Origin of the sequence: Rhizobium viscosum (assembly GCF_014873945.1) — a bacterium.
Classification (GTDB): Bacteria; Pseudomonadota; Alphaproteobacteria; order Rhizobiales; family Rhizobiaceae; genus Rhizobium; species Rhizobium viscosum.
On sequence record NZ_JADBEC010000003.1, the window covers coordinates 135,773 to 155,590 of the forward strand.

At 61.5% G+C, this 19,818-nt stretch carries 20 protein-coding genes and 1 pseudogene; 11 read left to right on the forward strand and 10 right to left on the reverse strand.

From position 1 onward, the window contains the following. Nucleotides 1-104 precede the first annotated feature (104 nt). Entirely contained in the window at nucleotides 105-1,328 is a 1,224-nt protein-coding gene (locus H4W29_RS32730) for an alpha/beta hydrolase family protein (protein ID WP_192733016.1), read from the forward strand. On the opposite strand, the gene H4W29_RS32735 is transcribed toward H4W29_RS32730, so the two are convergent. Next, a complete protein-coding gene (locus tag H4W29_RS32735; protein ID WP_192733274.1) occupies nucleotides 1,266-2,195 on the reverse strand; it encodes a LysR family transcriptional regulator in 930 nt (309 codons plus the stop codon). The two genes, H4W29_RS32730 and H4W29_RS32735, sit on opposite strands and share 63 nt — an antisense overlap. 97 nt (nucleotides 2,196-2,292) lie before the next feature. Here H4W29_RS32735 and H4W29_RS32740 point away from each other — a divergent pair, with 97 nt between their 5' ends. Next, nucleotides 2,293-3,039 (forward strand): sulfite exporter TauE/SafE family protein, encoded by a 747-nt coding sequence (locus H4W29_RS32740; RefSeq protein ID WP_192733017.1) that lies wholly within the window; start codon nucleotides 2,293-2,295, stop codon nucleotides 3,037-3,039. Nucleotides 3,040-3,049: 10 nt separating this feature from the next. Here the strand turns inward: H4W29_RS32740 and H4W29_RS32745 are convergent, their stop codons facing one another. Further along, nucleotides 3,050-3,442, reverse strand: a complete 393-nt coding sequence (locus H4W29_RS32745; RefSeq protein WP_192733018.1) for a RidA family protein — start codon at nucleotides 3,440-3,442, stop codon at nucleotides 3,050-3,052. 135 nt (nucleotides 3,443-3,577) lie between these two features. On the opposite strand from H4W29_RS32745, the gene H4W29_RS32750 reads away from it, so the two are divergent. Then, complete coding sequence (locus tag H4W29_RS32750) at nucleotides 3,578-4,471, forward strand: LysR substrate-binding domain-containing protein (protein WP_210332488.1); 894 nt, start codon at nucleotides 3,578-3,580, stop codon at nucleotides 4,469-4,471. 109 nt (nucleotides 4,472-4,580) lie between these two features. Beyond that, entirely contained in the window at nucleotides 4,581-4,892 is a 312-nt protein-coding gene (locus H4W29_RS32755) for a hypothetical protein (RefSeq protein ID WP_192733019.1), read from the forward strand. 163 nt (nucleotides 4,893-5,055) lie between these two features. Here the strand turns inward: H4W29_RS32755 and H4W29_RS32760 are convergent, their stop codons facing one another. Continuing rightward, nucleotides 5,056-5,220, reverse strand: a complete 165-nt coding sequence (locus tag H4W29_RS32760) for a hypothetical protein (protein ID WP_192733020.1) — start codon at nucleotides 5,218-5,220, stop codon at nucleotides 5,056-5,058. 521 nt (nucleotides 5,221-5,741) lie between these two features. Between H4W29_RS32760 and H4W29_RS32765 the strand changes: the two genes are divergently transcribed. Further along, a complete protein-coding gene (locus H4W29_RS32765) occupies nucleotides 5,742-5,939 on the forward strand; it encodes a hypothetical protein (RefSeq protein WP_192733021.1) in 198 nt (65 codons plus the stop codon). 39 nt (nucleotides 5,940-5,978) lie between these two features. Here the strand turns inward: H4W29_RS32765 and H4W29_RS32770 are convergent, their stop codons facing one another. The 3 genes from H4W29_RS32770 to H4W29_RS32780 all read right to left on the reverse strand — a co-directional run bounded on the left by H4W29_RS32770 (nucleotide 5,979) and on the right by H4W29_RS32780 (nucleotide 10,401). Next, nucleotides 5,979-6,920 (reverse strand): DUF2950 family protein, encoded by a 942-nt coding sequence (locus H4W29_RS32770; protein WP_192733022.1) that lies wholly within the window; start codon nucleotides 6,918-6,920, stop codon nucleotides 5,979-5,981. A gap of 34 nt (nucleotides 6,921-6,954) precedes the next feature. Next, nucleotides 6,955-8,367, reverse strand: a complete 1,413-nt coding sequence (locus tag H4W29_RS32775; protein WP_192733023.1) for a DUF3300 domain-containing protein — start codon at nucleotides 8,365-8,367, stop codon at nucleotides 6,955-6,957. A gap of 201 nt (nucleotides 8,368-8,568) precedes the next feature. Then, nucleotides 8,569-10,401, reverse strand: a complete 1,833-nt coding sequence (locus H4W29_RS32780) for a chloride channel protein (RefSeq protein WP_192733024.1) — start codon at nucleotides 10,399-10,401, stop codon at nucleotides 8,569-8,571. 85 nt (nucleotides 10,402-10,486) lie between these two features. On the opposite strand from H4W29_RS32780, the gene H4W29_RS32785 reads away from it, so the two are divergent. The 4 genes from H4W29_RS32785 (at nucleotide 10,487) to H4W29_RS32800 (ending at nucleotide 14,836) form a co-directional block, all read left to right on the forward strand. Continuing rightward, a complete protein-coding gene (locus tag H4W29_RS32785; protein ID WP_192733025.1) occupies nucleotides 10,487-10,933 on the forward strand; it encodes a winged helix DNA-binding protein in 447 nt (148 codons plus the stop codon). A 94-nt stretch (nucleotides 10,934-11,027) separates the two neighbouring features. Further along, nucleotides 11,028-11,393, forward strand: coding sequence for a MarR family winged helix-turn-helix transcriptional regulator (locus tag H4W29_RS32790; RefSeq protein ID WP_192733276.1), 366 nt, complete (start codon nucleotides 11,028-11,030; stop codon nucleotides 11,391-11,393). Nucleotides 11,394-11,621: 228 nt separating this feature from the next. Then, on the forward strand, nucleotides 11,622-13,286 hold the full coding sequence (locus tag H4W29_RS32795) for an arylsulfatase (RefSeq protein ID WP_192733026.1): 1,665 nt from the start codon (nucleotides 11,622-11,624) through the stop codon (nucleotides 13,284-13,286). A gap of 104 nt (nucleotides 13,287-13,390) precedes the next feature. Then, nucleotides 13,391-14,836: an MltF family protein gene (locus H4W29_RS32800; protein WP_246517649.1), complete on the forward strand. Its 1,446-nt coding sequence runs from the start codon at nucleotides 13,391-13,393 to the stop codon at nucleotides 14,834-14,836. Nucleotides 14,837-14,877: 41 nt separating this feature from the next. Here H4W29_RS32800 and H4W29_RS32805 read toward each other — a convergent pair whose 3' ends face one another. The 3 genes from H4W29_RS32805 to H4W29_RS32815 are packed head-to-tail and all read right to left on the reverse strand — an operon-like array spanning nucleotide 14,878 to nucleotide 16,717. After that, nucleotides 14,878-15,687: a bestrophin-like domain gene (locus H4W29_RS32805; protein ID WP_246517650.1), complete on the reverse strand. Its 810-nt coding sequence runs from the start codon at nucleotides 15,685-15,687 to the stop codon at nucleotides 14,878-14,880. A 24-nt stretch (nucleotides 15,688-15,711) separates the two neighbouring features. After that, nucleotides 15,712-16,290, reverse strand: a complete 579-nt coding sequence (locus H4W29_RS32810; RefSeq protein ID WP_192733028.1) for an OmpA family protein — start codon at nucleotides 16,288-16,290, stop codon at nucleotides 15,712-15,714. A gap of 4 nt (nucleotides 16,291-16,294) precedes the next feature. Further along, nucleotides 16,295-16,717 carry a hypothetical protein gene (locus tag H4W29_RS32815; RefSeq protein WP_192733029.1) on the reverse strand — a complete coding sequence of 141 codons (423 nt, stop codon included), beginning with the start codon at nucleotides 16,715-16,717 and terminating at the stop codon, nucleotides 16,295-16,297. Between the two features lie 313 nt (nucleotides 16,718-17,030). On the opposite strand from H4W29_RS32815, the gene H4W29_RS32820 reads away from it, so the two are divergent. Continuing rightward, entirely contained in the window at nucleotides 17,031-18,524 is a 1,494-nt protein-coding gene (locus H4W29_RS32820; RefSeq protein ID WP_192733030.1) for a DUF1254 domain-containing protein, read from the forward strand. A 71-nt stretch (nucleotides 18,525-18,595) separates the two neighbouring features. On the opposite strand, the gene H4W29_RS32825 is transcribed toward H4W29_RS32820, so the two are convergent. Continuing rightward, nucleotides 18,596-19,231, reverse strand: a complete 636-nt coding sequence (locus H4W29_RS32825) for a LysE family translocator (protein WP_192733031.1) — start codon at nucleotides 19,229-19,231, stop codon at nucleotides 18,596-18,598. A gap of 120 nt (nucleotides 19,232-19,351) precedes the next feature. Between H4W29_RS32825 and H4W29_RS32830 the strand changes: the two are divergent. Then, nucleotides 19,352-19,753 (forward strand): annotated as a pseudogene (locus H4W29_RS32830) (EamA family transporter); the annotation flags it as partial. Nucleotides 19,754-19,818: the final 65 nt, after the last annotated feature.

Sequence of the window (19,818 nt, forward strand, 5' to 3'; positions counted from 1 at the left end):
AACCTTGAATGATGTATCCGATCCGCGCGTTTTCGTGACAGGGCCGGAAGCCACCACTATAATCATCGCGATCACAGCCGCAGCAGCCACTGGTGGAGTCGGCGATGAGCATGCTGTTCAGGAATGAGTTGCATGAGGATTTCGGCAGTTGGCCGATTGCCTATATTCCCTATGGCGGGGCGGATTTCGGCGAGATCCGGGCCGTGGCGGAAGCCGTCGGCGATGGCGATCACTCCGCCTTTTACGAAGCGTGGGTTTCGGCCGGCGACCGGCTGAAAGGCGAGGCCGAAGCCGCGCTTTCCGGGGGGCATAAGGTCAGCGCGCGCGAGCTTTATCTGCGGGCAAGCGTCTTCTACGCCGCCGCCTATCATCCGCTCTACGGCGCACCTGTCGATCCGCGGCTGCTTTCCGCCTTCCGCAAGCAGACGGATGCCCTGGAGATGGGGCTTGCGCTCTCGGCGCCGACGATCGAGCCGCTTTCCATTCCGCTTGCTGAGACGCCGATGCCTGGATATTTCATTCCCGCGCAGGGGCTCGAGCATGAGATGCGCCCGCTCATCATCTTCAACAACGGCTATGACGGCACCATCACCGACACCTATTTCGCCTGCGCCGTCGCAGCCTCGCGGCGCGGCTATCACAGCCTGCTCTTCGACGGTCCCGGCCAGGGCGCCATGCTCTACGAGCACGGCATTCCGCTGCGGCCGGACTGGGACGTAATCATCAGGGCGGTGGTGGATTTTGCGGTGAACTATCCGCTCGTCGACCCTGATCGCATCGCGCTCAGCGGCTGGAGCCTCGGCGGGTTTCTCGCTCCGCGCGGGGCGGCGGGCGAGCCGCGCATTGCTGCGCTGATTGCCGATCCCGGCACCTGGAGCATTGCCGACGGTTTCCGCAAGGTCATCGTCCAAAAGTTCGGCGTGCCTGCGGAAGCGACGGCCGATCTCGGCGCCCTCGATCAGACACTGCTCGATACGATGGACGCCTTCATCCACAGCAATCCGGTGCTGAACTGGAAGGTGGTGCAGCGGGGATTCTGGGTGCATGGGGTGGATAATCTGCGCGCCTTCCTCGCCTCGGCCGAGCTTTTCACCATGCGGGGACATGCGGAACGCATCCAGTGCCCGACCTTGATCACCCAGGCGGAGAATGACGGGCTTGCCGCCGATGCCGGGCTTTTCTTCGATACGCTGCGCTGCCCCAAGACGCTGATGCGGTTCACCGCCGAAGAAGGCGCGGACGGCCATTGCGAGATGAAGAACCGGTCACTGCTCAACAGACGGGTTCTGGACTGGCTCGACACGCAATTCGGGCCGGGCAGCAGCTAGATGGTCCAGAAGGCTGCGGGTATGGACGGGCAGTTCCGCCCCTTCCGCCGTGCAGACCACCAGGTGCCGCGTCGCCCACTCATCCGACAGGCGGATGATGGCAATGCCGGATGATCGTTTTTGGCGGCGGGCCGCCGTATCAGGCACGATGCCGATACCGACGCCGGCACCGGCCAGCCGGCAGATGGCCCCGAAATCGCGCAGCCGCACGCGGGTCTTAAGCCTGATACCGATACGACCTGCCTGCGCGTCGATATGATCCTGCAGGGCGCCAGCGGCGAGGCCGATGAAATGCTCATCGACGAGATCGGCGAAGCGGACGCTGCTCTCCAATGCCAGAGGATGGCCGCTACTCACAACGACGACGAGCCGGTCTATCGCGAAAGGTCGCACCGTCAGTCCGGCCATGTCGGCCGAGGCAGAGAGGATGCCGATCTCTGCATGGCCGGCCGCCACGCTTCTGGCAATCTCGACGCTCTGGCGCTCCTTCAATTGCAGATCGACCCGCGGGTTGGCCGCCATCCAGTCCGCCAGCTTTTCAGGCAGATGTTCCGACATGGCGGCCGTGTTGGCAAGAATGCCGATCGTCGAACGCAGCCCCCGCGCATATTCGCCGAGCTCGCCATGCATCTGCCTGATCTGGGCGAGGATCACGCGGGCATGGTGGGCCAGCGCTTCGCCTGCCTCCGTGGGAGCGACACCGCGCCGGCTGCGTTCCAGCAAGGTAACCTCGCCGAGCGCTTCCATGTCACGCAGGCGCTCGCTGGCAGCGGCAAGAGAGAGGCCCACATCTGCGGCGCCGTGGGTGATGCTGCCGGCATCGACGACGGCCAGGAACAGGCGAAGGTCGGTCAGATCGAAACGCATTTTGCGAGGATAGGGCATTTTCAGCCTTCGGACCAGCCGAAGGCTGGGAGAGGGACTTCCGCATTGTGCCGGTATCGGAAGCTGCTAGCGATGCGGCATGTCCGATCTTTCCATCACCTTCGTGTCAGCCGTCACCGCCACCTTCTTTGCCGCCGGCATCGTCAAGGGTGTCACCGGTATGGGACTTCCGACGGTCGCCATGGGCGTACTGGGTGTTTTGACTTCGCCGCTGACGGCGGCAAGCCTGCTCATCGCGCCGTCGTCAGTCACCAATATCTGGCAATTGTTTGCAGGGCCAAGCTTCGTTCCTCTTCTGCGGCGGTTCTGGCCGATGATGACAGCCATCATTGCGGGAACGATGCTCGGTTCGGCATGGCTTGCGAGCGGCGATACCAGCCTTACGACGAGAGGGCTTGGCGCAGCACTGGTGCTCTATGCGGCCTATTCGCTGTTTGCCCGTCAACTCCGCGTGCCGGAGGTAATGGAACCATGGCTTTCGCCGGTCATCGGTGCGACGACGGGACTGATAACCGGCAGCACCGGCGTCTTCGTCATCCCCGCTGTACCCTATCTGCAGGTGCTGGGGCTCGCGAAGGATGATCTGGTACAGGCGCTCGGCCTGTCCTTCACAGTCTCCACCATCGCGCTGGCAGCCGCGCTCGGACTGCGCGGCGCTTTCGACGGCGGCAACCTTGTACTCTCGGTACTTGCGATTGTGCCAGCACTGGCGGGCATGTGGGTCGGGCAGGGGCTGCGCGGGCGGATTGCTCCTGAAACCTTCCGCCACTGGTCTCTCGTCTGCCTTCTGCTGCTCGGCGCGGAGATGTGCCTGGGGACGCATTGAGGCCACGCGTTCAGCGGCTTCCATTCCCGATTGCGGCGATCGCTTCGATTTCGATCATGGCCTTGGGATCGTAGAGCGCCTTTATCTCCGCGATCGTGTCAGCGGGGTAGGGTTCGGAGAAGTATTTGCGGCGCAGTTCGACGACATCGAGGAAATGGCCCATGTCAGTGACGAAGATCGTCACCTTGACGACGTCTTCCAGGCTTGAGCCGCCGGCCTCCAGCGCGCGGCGCAGATTGGCAAAAGCCTGTTCGCCCTGGGCGCGGAAACCGCCATCGACGATCTGACCGTCATCATTGGCGCCGGCTTGGCCGGAGATGAACAGCAGATTGCCGAACCTGATGCCCTGCGACAGCAGGAAGGGGGCATAATTGTCCGGCTCGGTGACGACGCGTTCCAACATTGATTCACTCCTTGCGAAAAGCCGATGATCAAGATGGATTCATCTTTTGAATCTCGGCGACATGAAGAGAATGAACAAATGTAGTTGCCTCGACAAACTCCAATTCGTCAGCTATCGAATGAATAAAACTCATCCATGGGGATCATGCGCAGACTTCCGCCGCTTTCCGCGCTCCGTGCCTTTGAGGCAGCTGCCCGCCTGCTGAGCTTCAAGCGCGCGGCGGCGGAACTCGGCGTCACGCCCACAGCCATCAGCCACCAGATCAGGTCTCTGGAAGAGCACACCGGCCTTGTCCTGTTCAGCCGGCAGGTGCGCAAGGTGATGCTGACCGAGGCAGGCGCGCAGCTTTACCCTGTTCTGCGGCATGGATTCGACACTTTCGAGGCGGCGCTCGATCGACTGATGCAAATCCGCAAACGCGCCAGGGTAACGATTTCGGCGACAAACGCGTTCACTGCCAAATGGCTGGTGCCGCGGGTTGCACGTTTCCACGCCCTCCATCCGGATATCGACCTTCAGCTGCATGCCTCAGACGAAGCGGTGGAGCTTGCGGAAAGTAGCGTCGATATCGCCATCCGTTACGGCCGCGGGCCGTATCCCGGCCTGAGCGCGGAGGTGATGTTTGCCGACGACTTTGCGCCTGTGGCCAATCCGCGGTTCGGTGCGCTGGATATCGGGAATCTCGGCACCGTGCCGCTGATCCATTTTCAGTGGCGGCGAAATCACCCGCTCAATCCCACCTGGGAACGCTGGTACTCGGCAGCCGGTCTTGTCCGGCCGCCGCCTCAGGGACAATTGCATTTTTCCGACGAGAGCCATGCGATTCAGGCCGCGGTCGCCGGGCAAGGAATAGCGCTGCTGAGCCTGGCTCTTGTACGGGACGAGCTGGCAGCCGGGCATCTCGTCCAGCCGTTCGGCCCGACGGTTCCCGGCCATACGTACCATCTGGTCACGAACACTGATCCGCCGCCCGGTGCCAGCGTCCGCGCCGCGGCCGATTGGTTGCGTGCTGAGGTTGCACGCGGTTGATCATTTGGCCGCGTGAAGCATCCTACCGCCTTCTTTTGGCCCCGCTCGCTCATCACTAAACTGGCCCCACGCGATGCGCGATTCCTTTCCGTTCAACGAGGATTTGAGAATGATCAAGACAATGACGATTGCGGCAACCGCCATGCTTGTTTCGGCTCACTATGCCGGCGCCTCCAGCGATGCCGCGTGGAATGCGCTCTTCGCCAAGGTGAACGGCACCTGTATCGGCCAGTCGGGCATGGATACGCCAGAGGCAACCGCTCCTGTTGTCTTCGACGATGCCACGGGCAAGGTCGCCGTGCTGCTGCGCGGCTCGATGGGCAAGGGCAAGAGCAAGGTCAAGAACGTCAACCTGATCTGCCTCTACGACAAGAAGACCGGCAAGGCGTCGATCGAGGAGTATCGCTGGCTCGGTCGGTAATGCATTGCGGCCATCGTGTGCGCGCATGATGGCCCGCTGTCGGCACAAAAATATGCCGGTCGTGTCGGAACATGCACCAGCCATTCGTCCTTTGCGCGAGACCGACCAGATGGCGCATTTTGCTGCGGCAGACTGAGCAGGACCCGCGCTGGAAAGCGGCATCTCAAGCGGCCAGCCGGATGACGATGGCGCCGGCCAGCAGAACGACGAGGACGCCTGTGGTCATCAGGCTCGTCAGAAAGTGACGATAGGTCTTCCCGGTTCGGGCGCGGCCGGCAATGATCTCGCGTTCACGCGCCAGGTAGGTTACGCCGCTGCGGCCGAACATGGGTTTCTTCCTTGAGGTTATCGACAGGATACGTGAGTGAGTCTGACGAAAAGCCCATAGGAAATCGATATTGCTGCGGGGCAGGGAATATAGGAATTGCATTAAGGCCGGCAGGCCAACGACGATCCCGTTTGTCTTTATGGGAAGCCTATGCCGGCGCCCTTCCGTCCCAATCGAAAACATATGCCCGAACCAGTAGCTTTGCTCGACGCGGATGATCCTTCGTCTGCTCCGACAATGCGAAAGGAAAAGGCGATGTATGGTCGTTGGTGGGCTTATTACATGCAAGCGCGTATGCGCCATGTGGCTCGGTCTCATCCATCCTTAAACGCGCAGCAGCGCAGAACCGAAGTGTCGTTCGATCACACGGACGATCTGTGGATTTTTCTGAGACTCGCGCTGGTTCTCACGGTCTTCTCTGCCGGCCTTGCCTGCATCCTCTGGGTCGCGAGCTGACTGCACGATGAAGTCAATCGAACTAGACGCGGTATCGAGGGCGACGGTCAGGCGCTTCGTCTGGAGTGTTATATCGCTTTGGCCACGCCGTCTCTGCACGGTCGAACATTCCTGAGACGGCATCGAAATGCCTGCTTCTCTATGCCGCCCTGATGATCTTCGTCGCTGCGTCTATGCGCCAGCGCTACTACGCCGGCAGCTTCAACCATTGGAGCGCAGCGCTCTGGCTCGCCTTCGTTGCCGCCCTGCATCTGCTGCAGTGAGCTGGCTCTCCGCTGGCAGAAGATCGAGGACGGCCTGCCTCAATCCTCCGTCACGGTCCACTGGTCGCCGGGGTTGAACTGGTTGATCCTGGGCGCAATCGTGCCAGTATCGGCGCCGAGATCGGCCTGGTAGACGATGCCATTGCGGTTGACCACGAAGGTATTGACGCCGGTCTCGCCATATTTCACCGGCCAGGCGACAAGGGCGAAGCCGGCGATCATGTTGCCGTTGATGACATAGTCGTAAGCGCCGCCGGCTATGTTGTCGCCCTGGCGGGTCAGGATCTTGTAGCGGTAGCCGAAATAGCCCTTTTCATCCCTGTTGCTGAACTGGACGAAATCGATGAAGGGGGCAGCCGGGCTTTGGCCGAGACCTTCGCTTTCCGGCCAGTAGAGGCCATCGGCGCGACCGGGCGTGCTCACCAGTTTCTGCGCATATTCGAGCACGCCGTCGCCGTCGTGATCCTCTTCAGCATATTCTTCCTGCGCATCCACATAGCCGCGAACAGTCTCGATCGTCTGGATCTCGTTTTCGCCGACGCGACGGTTGATGATCTCCTCGATCCCGATGACCGGATCGAAGGCATATTTGCCGTTTTCCTTCTTCTCGATCGGGAAGGGGAACGGCCACATGATATCGCCGACATCGATGATGCTCCGGTTTTCCTTTGTCTCGAGGCCGATGCGGCGCGAGACGCCCTCCTTGATCACGGCAAGCGTCTCGTTGACGCCCTCGGTCGCCTTGAGGCGATCCGGCTTGACGCCGAGAAGGGCTGCGAGCTTGTCCAGATCGGAGGCAGTCACGGTTTCCTTGAAAGCGGCCATCGCTTCCTCCGGCGAGGCGAATTCCTGCGGGGGCGCATCGGCAACCAGATCCTCCAGTCTGTTATCTTCGACGGCATAAGCCGTTCCGACCAGCAGGCAGGCGCCGGCGGCAAGGGCTGCAATCAGGTAGTATCTGCAACGGGTGTTCAAAGCCATGGCAATGCTCCCTCTGTCCAATCTACGGGCCGATCTACCGGCGGCGTCCGCCGCCGCCGCGCGCATGACCGCCACCGCCGCCGCGCCGGACGCCCATCTGATGGCCTCCACCGCCGCGGGGACCGCTGAACTGGTGGCCGCCACCCATGGCGCGGCCACCCCGTTGCGACGCCAGATTGGCGGAGCTGCGCGGGCGCACTTCGCCGAGGCCGGAAGGCTTGCTGGGGCGTACATCGCGCTTGCCGGCCATGGCAGGACGCTTGGCGTCGCGGTTTCCGCCGGGCCGTTTTCCGACTTCGCCGCGACGGGCATCGGCCGGCCGATTGGCAGCGCGATTACCGATATCGCCGCCGCCGGCGGGTCGGCTGGCGATCTTGCTGCCAGCGCTGCCGCCGTCAGGCCGCACCTTGTTTGCCCTGACATCCTTGATCGCGGAAGGTGTCACGCGGGCTCGGTCGATTTTGGCATTGTTGGCGCGGACCGATTTGGCCTTGGCCCTGATATCGGTATTGCCGCCGGCCTCCAGCCGATTGCGGATATTGGTCTTGTCGATATTGGCGAACTGGTTGTGGTCGAACTTGATCTTGCTGCGATCGACATTCTTCCAGTCGACATCGTTGAAATTGACCTTGCCGTTGCGGCCGTTGAGGCAATTGTCGCAGTCGATATCGATGTCGTTGCCATTGAAACGGCCGCCCCAGACACCCCAGCGATCCCAGTCGACGACAGCGCCGAACACGGCGCCGGTGACGAAGCCGGCAAAGAAGGTCGCAGTCGGATAGAAATAGTTCGGATAGGGTTCGGGATAGTAACCGATGGGTTCGGCCGCATAGCCCTCTTCATAGAGCATTCGCGGCTCGTATTGCGGGACGTAGATCTTCTCGGGATTGGCGGCCTGGATGACGATATTGTCGGCCTGCTGAACCACCTTCACTTTGTCGTCGCTCTTGATGATGCCATCGGCGACGGCCTTGTCGCGCAGCGTCTGGATGGCTATCAGCATGTCCTTCTGCTGGTCGGCCACGACATCGCCGAGCTGCTGGGTCCAGTCGAGGTCGTTGCTCATCATCTTGACGATGTCAGGGTAGTTCAGCAGTGAGACCACGCTGCCGTCCCAGTCGTCCTTGGGTTTGAGCGACGAATTGCTCTTCAGCTGATCCAGAAAGCGGGAGGCCTCGACGATCTGCAGCGGATAGAGGGAGGCCGTCGTTATCAGCGCCACGAGTTCGTCGGGATAGAGCGCGATGCGGGCGACCAGCACCTGCATATCGTCATCGCTCAAGGTACTGGATGGTGGGGTCGTGGAGGGCTCATCCTGTGTTGCGGCAGTAGCTGGCTGGCTCGCCTGCTGGGCTTGCAGAGTGCCGCCGCCCGTCGCCAGAAACGCCGCGGCGACAAAATAGATTGTTGCGATCCGCCCGTAGGCGACTGCGCTGCAGATTGCCATCGACACATCTCCTCACCGTCCGATGTCCGCGTGAGACACGAGCGGACATGCGCTCAGCATCGGATGGAAGGGCATCAGAAAAGCCGCGGCGGCGTAAGTACGTTACGGTAAATCCTGGGGTAAATGCGTGGTGCCGCCGTGAGGTAACGGAACTCGAAAGGGCGCTGCCCCGGCGTTTGGGACCGGGGCGGGGTTCCAGCATTACATGCGTCCTTCGCCGAGGTGCCCTTCGCCCGTTTGCCGGCGCGATCCGAAATAGGGCTGGCGCTCCGTCTCGGTTGCCCTGAGCGAATGGCGCAGCCGCAGCAGGTCCTTGCGGGCGACGAGGCCACGCAACTGCCCGTTTTCCGGATCGACGATCGGGATGCGGCCGGCATCGGTCGCCAGCATCAGATCGGCGACATAACCGACCGTATCGTCGGGATGGGCTGTTGGCAGCGAGGCGTCGGACACGAGATCGCCGAGCGTCTGGTCTGCAAGCGTGCCATCCTGCTGCCAGCGCAGCGCATCGCCACGCGAGACCAGCCCTTTCACGATGCCTCTGCCGTCGACGACGGGATAGACGCGGTGGGTCTTCGGCGTCGCCATGAAGAAATTGGTCGCTTCACCCACCGTCATCTCGGCCGGGAACGTATCGACTTGCCTGATCATGATGTCGCGGGCGCGGGAGAACTCGAAGGGATCGATGCCGTATTCACGGGTAATGTGCTGGCCGCGGCGGGCGATCTTCTCTGTCAGGATCGAGCGGCGCAGCAGGAGCACGGTCACGGCATAGGCGGCAACGGTGGCCGCCAGAAGCGGCAACAGCGCCGAGACATCGCCCGTGAGCTCCACGGCGAAGAAGGTTCCTGTCAGCGGCGCGCGCATGGTGCCGCCCATCATCGCTGCCATGCCAAGCAGCGCCCAGAAGCCGGGATCGCCGGGAAGGAAAAGGCCGACCAGCCAGCCGAGCGCGCCGCCGAAGATCAAAAGCGGCGCCAGCACACCGCCCGAGGTGCCTGAGGACAGGGCAACCAGCCAGATCGCGGCTTTCACGAGCAGGATCGTCAGCACGGCCGCCGGCAGAATGGAGCTGTTCAGCAAGCCGTCGATGATGTCGTAGCCGACGCCGAGCACTCGCGGCTCGATCAGGCCGCCGAGGCCGATGAAGAGGCCGCCGAGGGCGGGGCACCACATCCAGTGGATCGGCAGGGCCTCGAAGAGATCCTCGATCCTGTAGAGCAGCGTCGTCAGGATGCCGGATTGCAGGCCGGCGATGATGCCCATGGCGGCGCACAGCAGGATGCCCCACCAGGGCAGGTCCATGTGGAACTGTTTGGGAAAGAGCGGGCCGGCCTGAAACAGGAAGGGGCGCCAACAGATCGACACGCAGGCGGCGACCGCGACCGGAATGAAGCTGCGCGGTTTCCATTCGAACAGCAGCAATTCGACGGCGAGCATGACGGCGGCGATCGGCGAGCCGAAAATCGCCGTCATGCCGGCGGCGGCGCCGGCGACCAGCAGCGTCTTGCGCTCGGCCGAACTCAGGTGGAAGCACTGGGCAAAGAGCGAGCCGATCGCGCCGCCCGTCATGATGATCGGGCCTTCCGCGCCGAAGGGACCCCCGGTGCCGATCGAAATCGCCGAGGAGAGCGGTTTCAGGATCGCCACTTTCGGCGACATGCGGCTGCCGCCGATCAGGATCGCCTCGATCGCTTCGGGAATGCCGTGGCCACGGATCTTCTCGGAGCCGAAGCGCGCCATCAGTCCGATGACGAGGCCACCGAGGATGGGAATGAGCACCATCCAGACCGAGCGCGGCGCCTGCGCCATCGAAACCGCCGCAATGCTGAAGCGGTGAAACCAGACGAGGTTCGTCACCAGCGAGATGAGGCTGACCAGGACCCAGGCGGCAAAGGCGCCGCCGGTGCCGACGATCAGCGCCATGCCGACGAGGGCGAGAACACGCTTATCCGTGGTGAAGTCCCCAGCCTCGCGCCGGGAGAGGCCGCCCATGAAATCATGGGGGCGATGTGCGTTTTTTTGGGGAGGCATTGCTGGTCCTGTTGACGACTTCGTTCTCGCCGCAAATATATCGTAGTACGATATAAATCAACAGCCAAAATCAGGAGCTGGAACCATGCCGAACATCGACCGCGCTCTATCGGAAATCGAATATGAGGCACTCGCCAATCTGAGATACAGGATCCGCAAGTTTCGCCAGTTCAGTGGGAAAGCGGCCGAAAAGCTTGGCCTGACGCGCCAGCAGCATCAGGCGCTGCTGGCGATCAAAGGGCTCGGTGTCGGTGGGCGCATGAGCCTGCCTGACCTCGCAAACAAGCTCTTCCTCGCGCCTGACGAGGCCGCAGAACTTGCGACTTCGCTGCAGGAGGCCGGCCATGTCACGATCGAGGCGAAACAGAAGCGCCGGCCGGCCGTCATGTTGACAGCACAGGCGGAAGCGCTATTGCGTCGCCTGACATCGGCCCATCTCTATGAGATCCGCGAGATGGCGCCGGAACTCATGCAGGCGCTGCGCATGCTGCAGGATCACCGGCAGATGGAAGTGACCGCATGGATGCAGTGAGAGCAGGGGACGCGTGGTGAAAAAGCGGGAGAATGATCTGACCGATGCCGATTACGAGGCGCTTTCCAACCTGCGCTATACGCTACGCCGCTTCATGGATTTCAGCGCCTCGGCCGCGCAGGAAGAGGGGCTACCGGCGCAGCAGCATCAGGCGCTGCTCGCCATCCGCGGCCATCGCGGTGAAGACGCCATGACGATCGGCCTGCTTGCCGAGCGCCTGCTCATCGCCCCGCACTCGGCCACAGAACTCGTCGGCCGGCTGGTTGCCGCAGGCTATGTCGCTCGCCGGGCGGATCCGGCCGATAAACGGCGGCAGACGCTGGAGCTGACGGAAAAGGCTGACGATGTGCTGAGGCGACTGACGGCCATTCATCTGACCGAAATCCGGGAGATGGCGCCGCGGCTCATCAATATGCTGCAGAGCCTTCAGCAGGGCAGCGAACTCGAGCCCGATACCTGATCCGCCCGACCGGCGCTCAGGCCCGCCTGTTATTCGCCTAGTCATTGCTTCGCGCAGGGCAATAGCGCGCGGCGGCAAAGGATATGTGACGAGCTGATATCAGCGGCTGCAGAAAGCCCAGACTGTTAACGCGGCCGTTTACGCCCGATGTTTACCGTAACGTACTTCCGCGAGCGTGGAATTTGGCAAAGCATTCACGTGCAGGTTTCATCTCAAGGAGGGAATTCGATGAAAGACGTCGAAATTCGAAAGCAGGATGACCCGATTGCCCCCGTCAGCCGCCGCGATCTTCTGCTCGGTGGCACGTCGCTTGCACTCACGGCACTCACCGTTGCTTCCACTGTCGATCAGGCTGCTGCACAGACACAGCAGGCCGCACCCGCCCAGGGAGGCGGTTCTGCCAAACCGCCGAATATTCTCGTCATCTTCGGTGACGATATCGGTATTCCGCAGATCAGCGCCTATACGATGGGCCTGATGGGCTATCGCACGCCGAATATCGACCGGATCGCCAAGGAAGGGGCGATCTTCACGGATTCCTACGGGCAGCAGAGCTGCACTGCCGGCCGCGCGTCCTTCATCCTTGGGCAGGAGCCGTTCCGCACAGGCCTGCTGACGATCGGTATGCCCGGCGATCCGCATGGCATTCAGGACTGGATGCCGACCATTGCCGACGTGATGAAGACGAAGGGCTATGCAACCGGCCAGTTCGGCAAGAACCATCTGGGCGACCAGGACCAGCACCTGCCGACCAAACACGGCTTCGACGAATTCTTCGGCAATCTCTATCATCTCAACGCCGAGGAAGAGCCGGAAGGCTATTTCTATCCGAAGGACCCGGCCTTCCGCCGGCAGTTCGGCCCGCGCGGTGTCATCAAGTCGACGGCCGACGGCAAGATCGAAGATACGGGCGCGCTGAACACCAAGCGCATGGAGACGGTCGACGAAGAATTCCTGGCCGCGGCAAAGGATTTCATCGACCGGCAGGCAAAGGCGGAAAAACCCTTCTTCTGCTGGTTCAACTCGACCCGCATGCACGTCTTCACCCATCTGAAAGCCGACTCCATGGGCAAGACTGGCAAGGGCATTCATGCCGACGGCATGGTGGAGCATGACGGCCATGTCGGCCAGTTGCTCGATCAGCTCGACCAGCTCGGGATCGCCGAGAACACCATCGTTCTCTACACGACCGACAACGGCGCCGAGCTCGCGCTGTGGCCGGATGGCGCGCAAACCATGTTCCACGGCGAAAAGGGCACCACATGGGAAGGCGGCTTCCGCATCCCCATGATGGTACGCTGGCCAGGTGTTGTGAAGCCGGGAACCGAGGTCAATGACATCGTCACGCTGATGGACTGGATGCCGACATTTGCGGCGGTAGCCGGCATAGACGATCTCAAGGAGCAGATGAAGGCCGGCTTTCAGTCCGGGGCCAAGACCTTCAAGGTTCATCTCGATGGCTACAATTTGATGCCGATGCTGAAGGGCGAGGTGAAAAGCGGTCCGCGCGAGACGGTCTATTATTTCGATCAGGGCGGAAACCTCAATGCGCTGCGCTGGAACGACTGGAAACTGAGCTTTGCAACGGCAAGCCACGGCAATATCGCCACGGCGACCCGCGAGGTGCCGAGCTGGGCCGTCATCGCCAACCTCAGGATGGACCCCTATGAACGCGGCATGGAGGACGGCGGAGGAGCGATCGAGTTCCTTGCCCGCAACATGTGGCTGCTTGTGCCGATACAGGGGAAGATCAAGGAGTTCTTCGCCGACTTCGATCAATATCCCTATCAGGAAGGCAGCTCGCTCAATGCCAGCGGCATCAACTACGGCCTGCTTCGGCAACAGGCGGCCCTGAAACGTCTAAACGAACTGGAACGACTATCACCGCAATAGATCCTGCCTGACCGTCGCGGGAGTGCGGCCGGAGCTCCCGCGGCGGTAAAGCGAAAACCGCAGACAGAGTGAATGCGTTCATGGCCGTTGCTGGGGAGGCCTCGATGAGCTCGTTTCCGAAAGCGCTGTTCGTCCTCATCGTGCTTGTCGTGTCCCTCGGGATGACGCAGGCGATGGCGCAGCAGGCAGATGCTCCGCGCCTTCTGCAGAAGCACATCATCGACTTCGATGCCATGAAGGAGCGGCGCATCGTGCGCGTGCTCGTGCCCTACAGCAAGACGATCTATTTCGTCGACAAGGGGCGGCAGTTCGGCACGGCTGTCGCCTTCGGGCTAGAACTCGAAAAATCTCTCAACAAGGATCGCAAGAAGCAGATCGACCATATCCATATCGTCTTCGTGCCGATGCCACGCGACCGGCTGCTCGGCGCGCTCAACGAGGGCTATGGTGATATCGTCATGGCGAACCTGACGATCACGGATGCGCGGATGAAGGAGGTGGACTTCACCGATCCCTTCTATGCCAATGCGAAGGAGGTTCTTGTCGCCGCACCAGACAGTCCTGTCGTCGCAAGCCTCGACGAACTCTCCGGCAAGAGCGTCGCGGTGCGGGCATCGAGCAGCTACTACGAGCATCTTCTGGCCCGCAACAAGGAGCTCTCAGCGGCGGGAAAACCCGAGATCGGCGTCCATGTGATGGACGAGAGCCTCGAGGATGAAGACCTGATGGAAATGGTCAATGCCGGACTGCTGCCCTTCACGGTCGTCGATGTCTACAAGGCGGATATCTGGCTGCATGTCTTTCCCGACATGAAGGTGCGCCATGATATCGTGCTGGCTTCTGAGGGCAAAATCGCCTGGGCGATCCGCAAGGACAGCCCAGAACTGAAGGCCGAACTCAATGCATTCGTTACGACCCACAAGATCGGCACGACCTTCGGCAATATGCTGCGCAACACCTATTTCAAGCAGGACAAGATCGTCAAACGCGCCTATGCGCCTGATGATGTCGCCCGTTTCCAGACGCTGATCGAGATCTTCCGAAAATATGGCGGCAGCTATTCCTTCGACTATCTGATGCTGATGGCGCAGGGCTACCAGGAATCGCAGCTCGACCAGTCCCGGCGCTCGCCGCGCGGCGCCGTCGGCGTCATGCAGATGCTGCCGTCGACCGCGAGAGACAAGGCGATCGGCATCAGCGGCATCGACAAGGACGCCGATCGCAACGTCGAGGCCGGCGCGAAATATCTCAGGCACCTGATGGATACCTATATCGACGACGAGGGACTGGATGCCAAGGACAGGCAGCTCTTCGCTTTTGCCGCCTATAATGCGGGCCCCGGAAACCTCAGGAAATTCCGCGACAAGGCGAAGACCATGGGCCTCGACCCGAATGTCTGGTTCGGCAATGTGGAGAATGCCGCCGCGGAGATCGTCGGGCGGGAGACCGTTCAATATGTCAGCAATATCTACAAGTACTACGTCGCCTATTCGCTGCTGGTGACGCGCATGGGGGAACGGGTGGAAGCTGGCGGGGCGGCCCAGAAATAGTCACCGGTCGGTGATGGCAGGGCGGGCGCAGGGCGCACTCCTCATTGCGATGCAGCTGGCGGCCCACCCATGCCGGCAAAGCCCTGACGCGTCCATTCGTAGACGACGGCATTGGTGCGGAAATTGCCGATCCTCGGCGAAGCCAGATCGAGGATGTTGACGACAATGGCCGTCCAGATCACCGTCAGCAGGAGGGTAAGAATGCGTACCGGACGTCCTCTCAATCCGAATTGATAGCCGAGTGCCGCCATGCTGAGCAGCATGACGCCGGCAAGCAGCCAGAATATCTGTGGCGGCAAACGCATGCCCATGGCGAAACGCTCGCTGGTGCCGGCATCGAAGGCCTCGTTGACCGCGGCCATCAGCGAGGCCGAAACCGGATCCGGCCGCTCCCGCACAATGGCGCTGACGCCACCCCAGATCGATTGCTGCAGGCGCGACGTATCCCTGTTAGCGGTGGCGATCGCGTCAGAATCGAGGCCGGCATTGACGAAATCCTCCCGCGCTTTCAGATAATCCTCCAGCAGCCGCGCCACGTCGACTGCCTGCGGCGAACCAATAGCCGTTGCCCGCAGCCAGGCCGTGCCGATGGCATTGGCTTCGGCGAGCGTTCCCTGCCGCCGCTCGTTGAAACGGGCCGTCGAATAGGAAAGCGTCAGGGCCAGAACGAAGGCGAGAAGGCCAAGCATGCCGGCCACCACCACGCCGACATTTTCTGCCTGGCCCGGAACGCCCTTCTTGCTGACGGTGCCGAGGCGATAGCCGATTTCATGCGCCAGCAATTGCACGATCAGCAATATCGCGGCGATGGCGAGCGTGCTCCATGCGGCAAGATCGCGAAGGACGTCCATGAATGCCATCCCCGGTTTCCCTGCTCACGGCTTCTTTGTGAAGACGCCGAGATTGTAGAGCTGGACGCGCCGGTTGTTGGCAGCTTCCGATTTGGAACCCTCGATCGGGAAATATTCGCCGACGCCGACAGCATAAAGACGCCCGGCATCAACCGCGAAGGTAGTCGACAAGATTTCCTTGATCGCTTCGGCCCGCTGTTGGCTGAGGTCGAGATTGTGCTGGTCGCTGCCGGTGGAACTGGTATGGCCGACGACGAGGAACTTGTAGGCCCAGAGGTTCGGATGGTGCAGGGCATCGGCGATCATGCCGAGCGTGCGGTAGGATTCGGGCTCGATGGCGACGGAGTCGTTGGCAAAGGCGATCTCGACCACCATCTGCGGCAGGCGCGCGACCTTGCTCCAGTTCGGCAGGCCGGACATCTCTTTGCCTGATCCGTTCATCGCCTCCTGCCGCAAGAGTTCGACATCGACGATCGGGGCAGCGCCCTGCAGCTTTGCCAGGCCGTTGATGATGCGCTGTTCGGAGACCTGCTGTGCAAGCGCAAGGGCAGGCAGGAGGAAGGCGGCGGCAAAGCCGGCGAGGGCGATTTTCCTCATCTTCATGACCTTACCTCCATCCTGCATCTGATATGACCTGATTGCACTGGGCGCTGATCGTTTTCTGTTTTTTAGCCAAGCATGCGAGAATATAGCCGTCGCCGACAACGCCATTGCAGCGCCGCGCCATGTCGGTGGCGCATACCTTGCTGTAACTCGTTTGCGCCTGCTCGCGCTTCTGGATCGAAGCCGACACGCTTGCGAGCGTGGAGGTGCAGGTCGGCGAGACCTTGGCGGAATTCTGCGCCAGGCAATCGGCAATCCTGTTATTGCCGAGGTTCAGCCCCTTGCAGAGCTTCTTGATATCGGCGCCGCAATCCTTGGCGAGCACGGTGATCGCATCGGCATAGCTGATCGTATCGGCCTTTGCGGCACAAGTTCCGGCGATGACGGCAATCGCCGCCGCGCCAATCAGTCTCCAACCTTTCTGCATGCGTGAGCCCTCCTGCTGCGGCCGCCGGAATGGCGCCCCCTCGCGGGCCATTGAATGCAGATCGGGAGAGTTCGGATAAGTACGTTACCGTAAACTCGCTGTAAATCGCCGGGCGAAGCCAATTACATGTTCGTCGGCAGCGGCGTTTACTTCTCCGTTTACAGTAACGTACTTCCGGAGACAGACGCCATGTGTTTCGATTTTTCCTTCGAGGGGGGCCGTAATCCTCCATGCCCCGGCTGTCGCGCTTTCGACGAGAACGTGCGGCCGGAAATGGGCTGCGGGGTCTTCATTCGTTATTGGGAGGGAACACATGACAATCGGATTTGCCCAGTCCGGGATCAAATGCCTGTTGCCTGCGAAGATGTCGTTGGCTTTCCTGGCGCTTGCTTCGATGGCCATTTCCGCCGCTTCCGGGGCCGCAGCCGCGTCGCTGACGGAAGAGGAAGCGCACACCATCGGCATCGAAGCCTATGTCTATTTTTATCCGCTGATATCGATGGACGTCACGCGCAAGCAGCTGACCAACATGGAACCAAAGGAGGGGGCGATCGGCGGGCCGGCCAACCGGTTCGCCAATATCAGGGAATTTCCACCGGCGGATATGAAGGCTGTCGTTCGGCCGAATTTCGACACGCTCTATTCCAGCGGCTGGCTCGATCTGACGAAGGAACCGGTGGTGATTACCGCACCGGATACCGGTGGCCGCTATTACCTCCTGCCGATGCTGGACATGTGGACGGATGTCTTTGCAGCGCCGGGCTGGAGGACGACGGGAACGGCAGCCGGACATTTCCTGGTCGCGCCGTCCGGCTGGAGGCCCGAACTTCGCGACAAGTTCGATGAGTTCAAGCTGCCGGAAGGGACCGAAAGGATCGATGCCCCGACGCCCTACGTCTGGGTCATCGGGCGCACCAAGACGGATGGCCCTCAGGATTACGACGCCGTTCACAAGATCCAGGACGGCTACAAGATAACGCCGCTGTCGCAATGGGGGAAAAAGCCAGACAAGGCAGAGGTCAAGATCGACCCATCCGTGGACATGAAGACGCCACCGAAAACCCAGGTCGATACGGCTTCGGCGGAGAAGTATTTTGCCTATGCCGCCGAGCTCCTGAAGCTTCATCCGCCGCACAGCACGGACCAGCCGATGATTGCCCGCATGAAGCGGATCGGCCTCGAGCCCGGCAAGAGCTTCGATCTTTCCAAGGCTGATCCTGTCGTCCAGAAAGCGCTGGCGAGCGTTCCGCAGGATGCCCAGGCTCTCATGGGCTGGAAGCTGAAGACCCTGGCGCGGGTCGTGAACGGTTGGTCGATGAATACCGACACGATGGGCGTCTACGGGAACTACTATCTGAAGCGGGCGATCGTCGCGCAGCAGGGGCTTGGCGCCAATTTGCCCGAGGACGCCATCTATCCGCTCAATCTTGCGGACGAAACCGGCAACCCGCTGGACGGACGGAACAATTACACGATCCACTTCGAAAAGGATGACATTCCGCCTGTCAACGCCTTCTGGTCTATCACGCTCTATGACAATGACGGGTTCCAGGTCGCCAATCCGCTCAATCGGTTCGCAGTCAGCAGCTGGATGCCGTTCCAATTCAACGCCGATGGCTCGCTCGATCTCTATTTCCAGACAGAGAGCCCCGGCAAGGACAAGGAATGGAACTGGCTGCCGGCGCCCAACGGTCCCTATAATCTGACGATGCGGCTTTATGCGCCGAAGGCGACCGCCCTTATCGGAAAGTGGAACCCGCCGCCGGTGACAAGTGCGGCTCCGGCGGCTCCGCTCGCGGCACAGTAACTGGACCGCAAGCAGCAATCCGGCAGAGCACATGAAGCGCGCCGGGCTCTTTGAGCCCGGCGACTGTCGGTTCAGGCGCTGGCGCGGCGATAGAGCGCGAGAGAGCCGGCAAGCGTCAGCAAGGCGCCGCCGCAGACGCGGTCGAGCCAGAGCGCGCCCGATTTCCGCAACAGCCGGACGGCCTGCGAGCCGAGCAACGCGTAGCCGAACATGACCATGAAATCGATGGCTGCGAAGACGAGGGCGAGCACGGCGTATTGCTCGACCTGCGCGCCCGCGGGATCGATGAATTGCGGCAGGAAGGCCGAGAAGAAGAGGTAGCCCTTGGGATTGGTGACGGCGACGAGAAAGCTCTTCAGGAAGATCGTCACCGGCGAAGCGGATGCGTTCCCGTTTTCAGAGCGCAGCGAGATATCCAGCGTTCCCTTCGAACGCAGCAGCATGACGCCGAGGAACGCGAGGTAGCAGACACCGACCCATTTGACGACGGTGAACCAGAATTCCGAGGCAGCCAGCAGAGCACCGAGGCCGAGGGCCACGGCGCCGATCAGCACGAAGTCGGACATGACAGCGCCGATCATGCCCGATATCGCCCTGCGCACCCCGAATTTCGAGCCGTTGGTCAGGGCGAGAAGCACGGTCGGGCCGGGCGTGGCGATGCCGATGAATGCCACCAGCGCAAATGCAAGAACCGTCATTTCAGTCATATCATCCTCCTCCATTGCCAACACCTATGACACCAGCCGGGTATTTACGGAAGAGGTTTCGCAACTCCCTGGATCTCTTGTTTCCGAACGTCGACAGTTCGGTCCGTATCGAAGCATTCCGCCCCCCAAGCCGCCGGCTCGCTGATATCGGGGGCGGTAATCCTGATCCCGGTCAGCGCCATTTCCGATCGTCCCTAGACATCGCAGCCGAGCCTGCATTCCGTGCTGGCGCTTCTTGCTCTCTCCGTCTTCTCGACAGCGCTCGCCTTCGTGATCTATTTCCGTCTCATGCAGACGCTCGGTTCGATCGGCGCCACGGCACAGGCCTATCTCAGGGTCCCGATCGGCGTTGCGATCGGTGTCGTCTTCCTCGGCGAGCGGCTGTCTTCCACGGCAGGGCTTGGTCTTGCCTGCGTCATGGCCGGTGTCATCGCAATGACGCTCCCGCACGAGCGCGGGTTCGTCGAGTTGCCTGATCCGTGGCACCACGACCACAAGATCTGCAAAGGCTTATTCGACTGACATCAAAAATCGCCTGTTGTCATCGCGCTGTCATTAATGATGAGGATATGGGGCGGCGAATGGGG

Coding starts and splice junctions, on each gene's coding strand:
- H4W29_RS32730 (WP_192733016.1), top strand. CDS start 105: ATGAGCATGCTGTTCAGGAATGAGTTGCATGAGGATTTCGGCAGTTGG.
- H4W29_RS32735 (WP_192733274.1), bottom strand. CDS start 2,195: ATGCGTTTCGATCTGACCGACCTTCGCCTGTTCCTGGCCGTCGTCGAT.
- H4W29_RS32740 (WP_192733017.1), top strand. CDS start 2,293: ATGTCCGATCTTTCCATCACCTTCGTGTCAGCCGTCACCGCCACCTTC.
- H4W29_RS32745 (WP_192733018.1), bottom strand. CDS start 3,442: ATGTTGGAACGCGTCGTCACCGAGCCGGACAATTATGCCCCCTTCCTG.
- H4W29_RS32750 (WP_210332488.1), top strand. CDS start 3,578: ATGGGGATCATGCGCAGACTTCCGCCGCTTTCCGCGCTCCGTGCCTTT.
- H4W29_RS32755 (WP_192733019.1), top strand. CDS start 4,581: ATGATCAAGACAATGACGATTGCGGCAACCGCCATGCTTGTTTCGGCT.
- H4W29_RS32760 (WP_192733020.1), bottom strand. CDS start 5,220: ATGTTCGGCCGCAGCGGCGTAACCTACCTGGCGCGTGAACGCGAGATC.
- H4W29_RS32770 (WP_192733022.1), bottom strand. CDS start 6,920: ATGGCTTTGAACACCCGTTGCAGATACTACCTGATTGCAGCCCTTGCC.
- H4W29_RS32775 (WP_192733023.1), bottom strand. CDS start 8,367: ATGGCAATCTGCAGCGCAGTCGCCTACGGGCGGATCGCAACAATCTAT.
- H4W29_RS32780 (WP_192733024.1), bottom strand. CDS start 10,401: ATGCCTCCCCAAAAAAACGCACATCGCCCCCATGATTTCATGGGCGGC.
- H4W29_RS32785 (WP_192733025.1), top strand. CDS start 10,487: ATGCCGAACATCGACCGCGCTCTATCGGAAATCGAATATGAGGCACTC.
- H4W29_RS32790 (WP_192733276.1), top strand. CDS start 11,028: ATGGATTTCAGCGCCTCGGCCGCGCAGGAAGAGGGGCTACCGGCGCAG.
- H4W29_RS32795 (WP_192733026.1), top strand. CDS start 11,622: ATGAAAGACGTCGAAATTCGAAAGCAGGATGACCCGATTGCCCCCGTC.
- H4W29_RS32800 (WP_246517649.1), top strand. CDS start 13,391: ATGAGCTCGTTTCCGAAAGCGCTGTTCGTCCTCATCGTGCTTGTCGTG.
- H4W29_RS32805 (WP_246517650.1), bottom strand. CDS start 15,687: ATGGACGTCCTTCGCGATCTTGCCGCATGGAGCACGCTCGCCATCGCC.
- H4W29_RS32810 (WP_192733028.1), bottom strand. CDS start 16,290: ATGAAGATGAGGAAAATCGCCCTCGCCGGCTTTGCCGCCGCCTTCCTC.
- H4W29_RS32815 (WP_192733029.1), bottom strand. CDS start 16,717: ATGCAGAAAGGTTGGAGACTGATTGGCGCGGCGGCGATTGCCGTCATC.
- H4W29_RS32820 (WP_192733030.1), top strand. CDS start 17,031: ATGACAATCGGATTTGCCCAGTCCGGGATCAAATGCCTGTTGCCTGCG.
- H4W29_RS32825 (WP_192733031.1), bottom strand. CDS start 19,231: ATGACTGAAATGACGGTTCTTGCATTTGCGCTGGTGGCATTCATCGGC.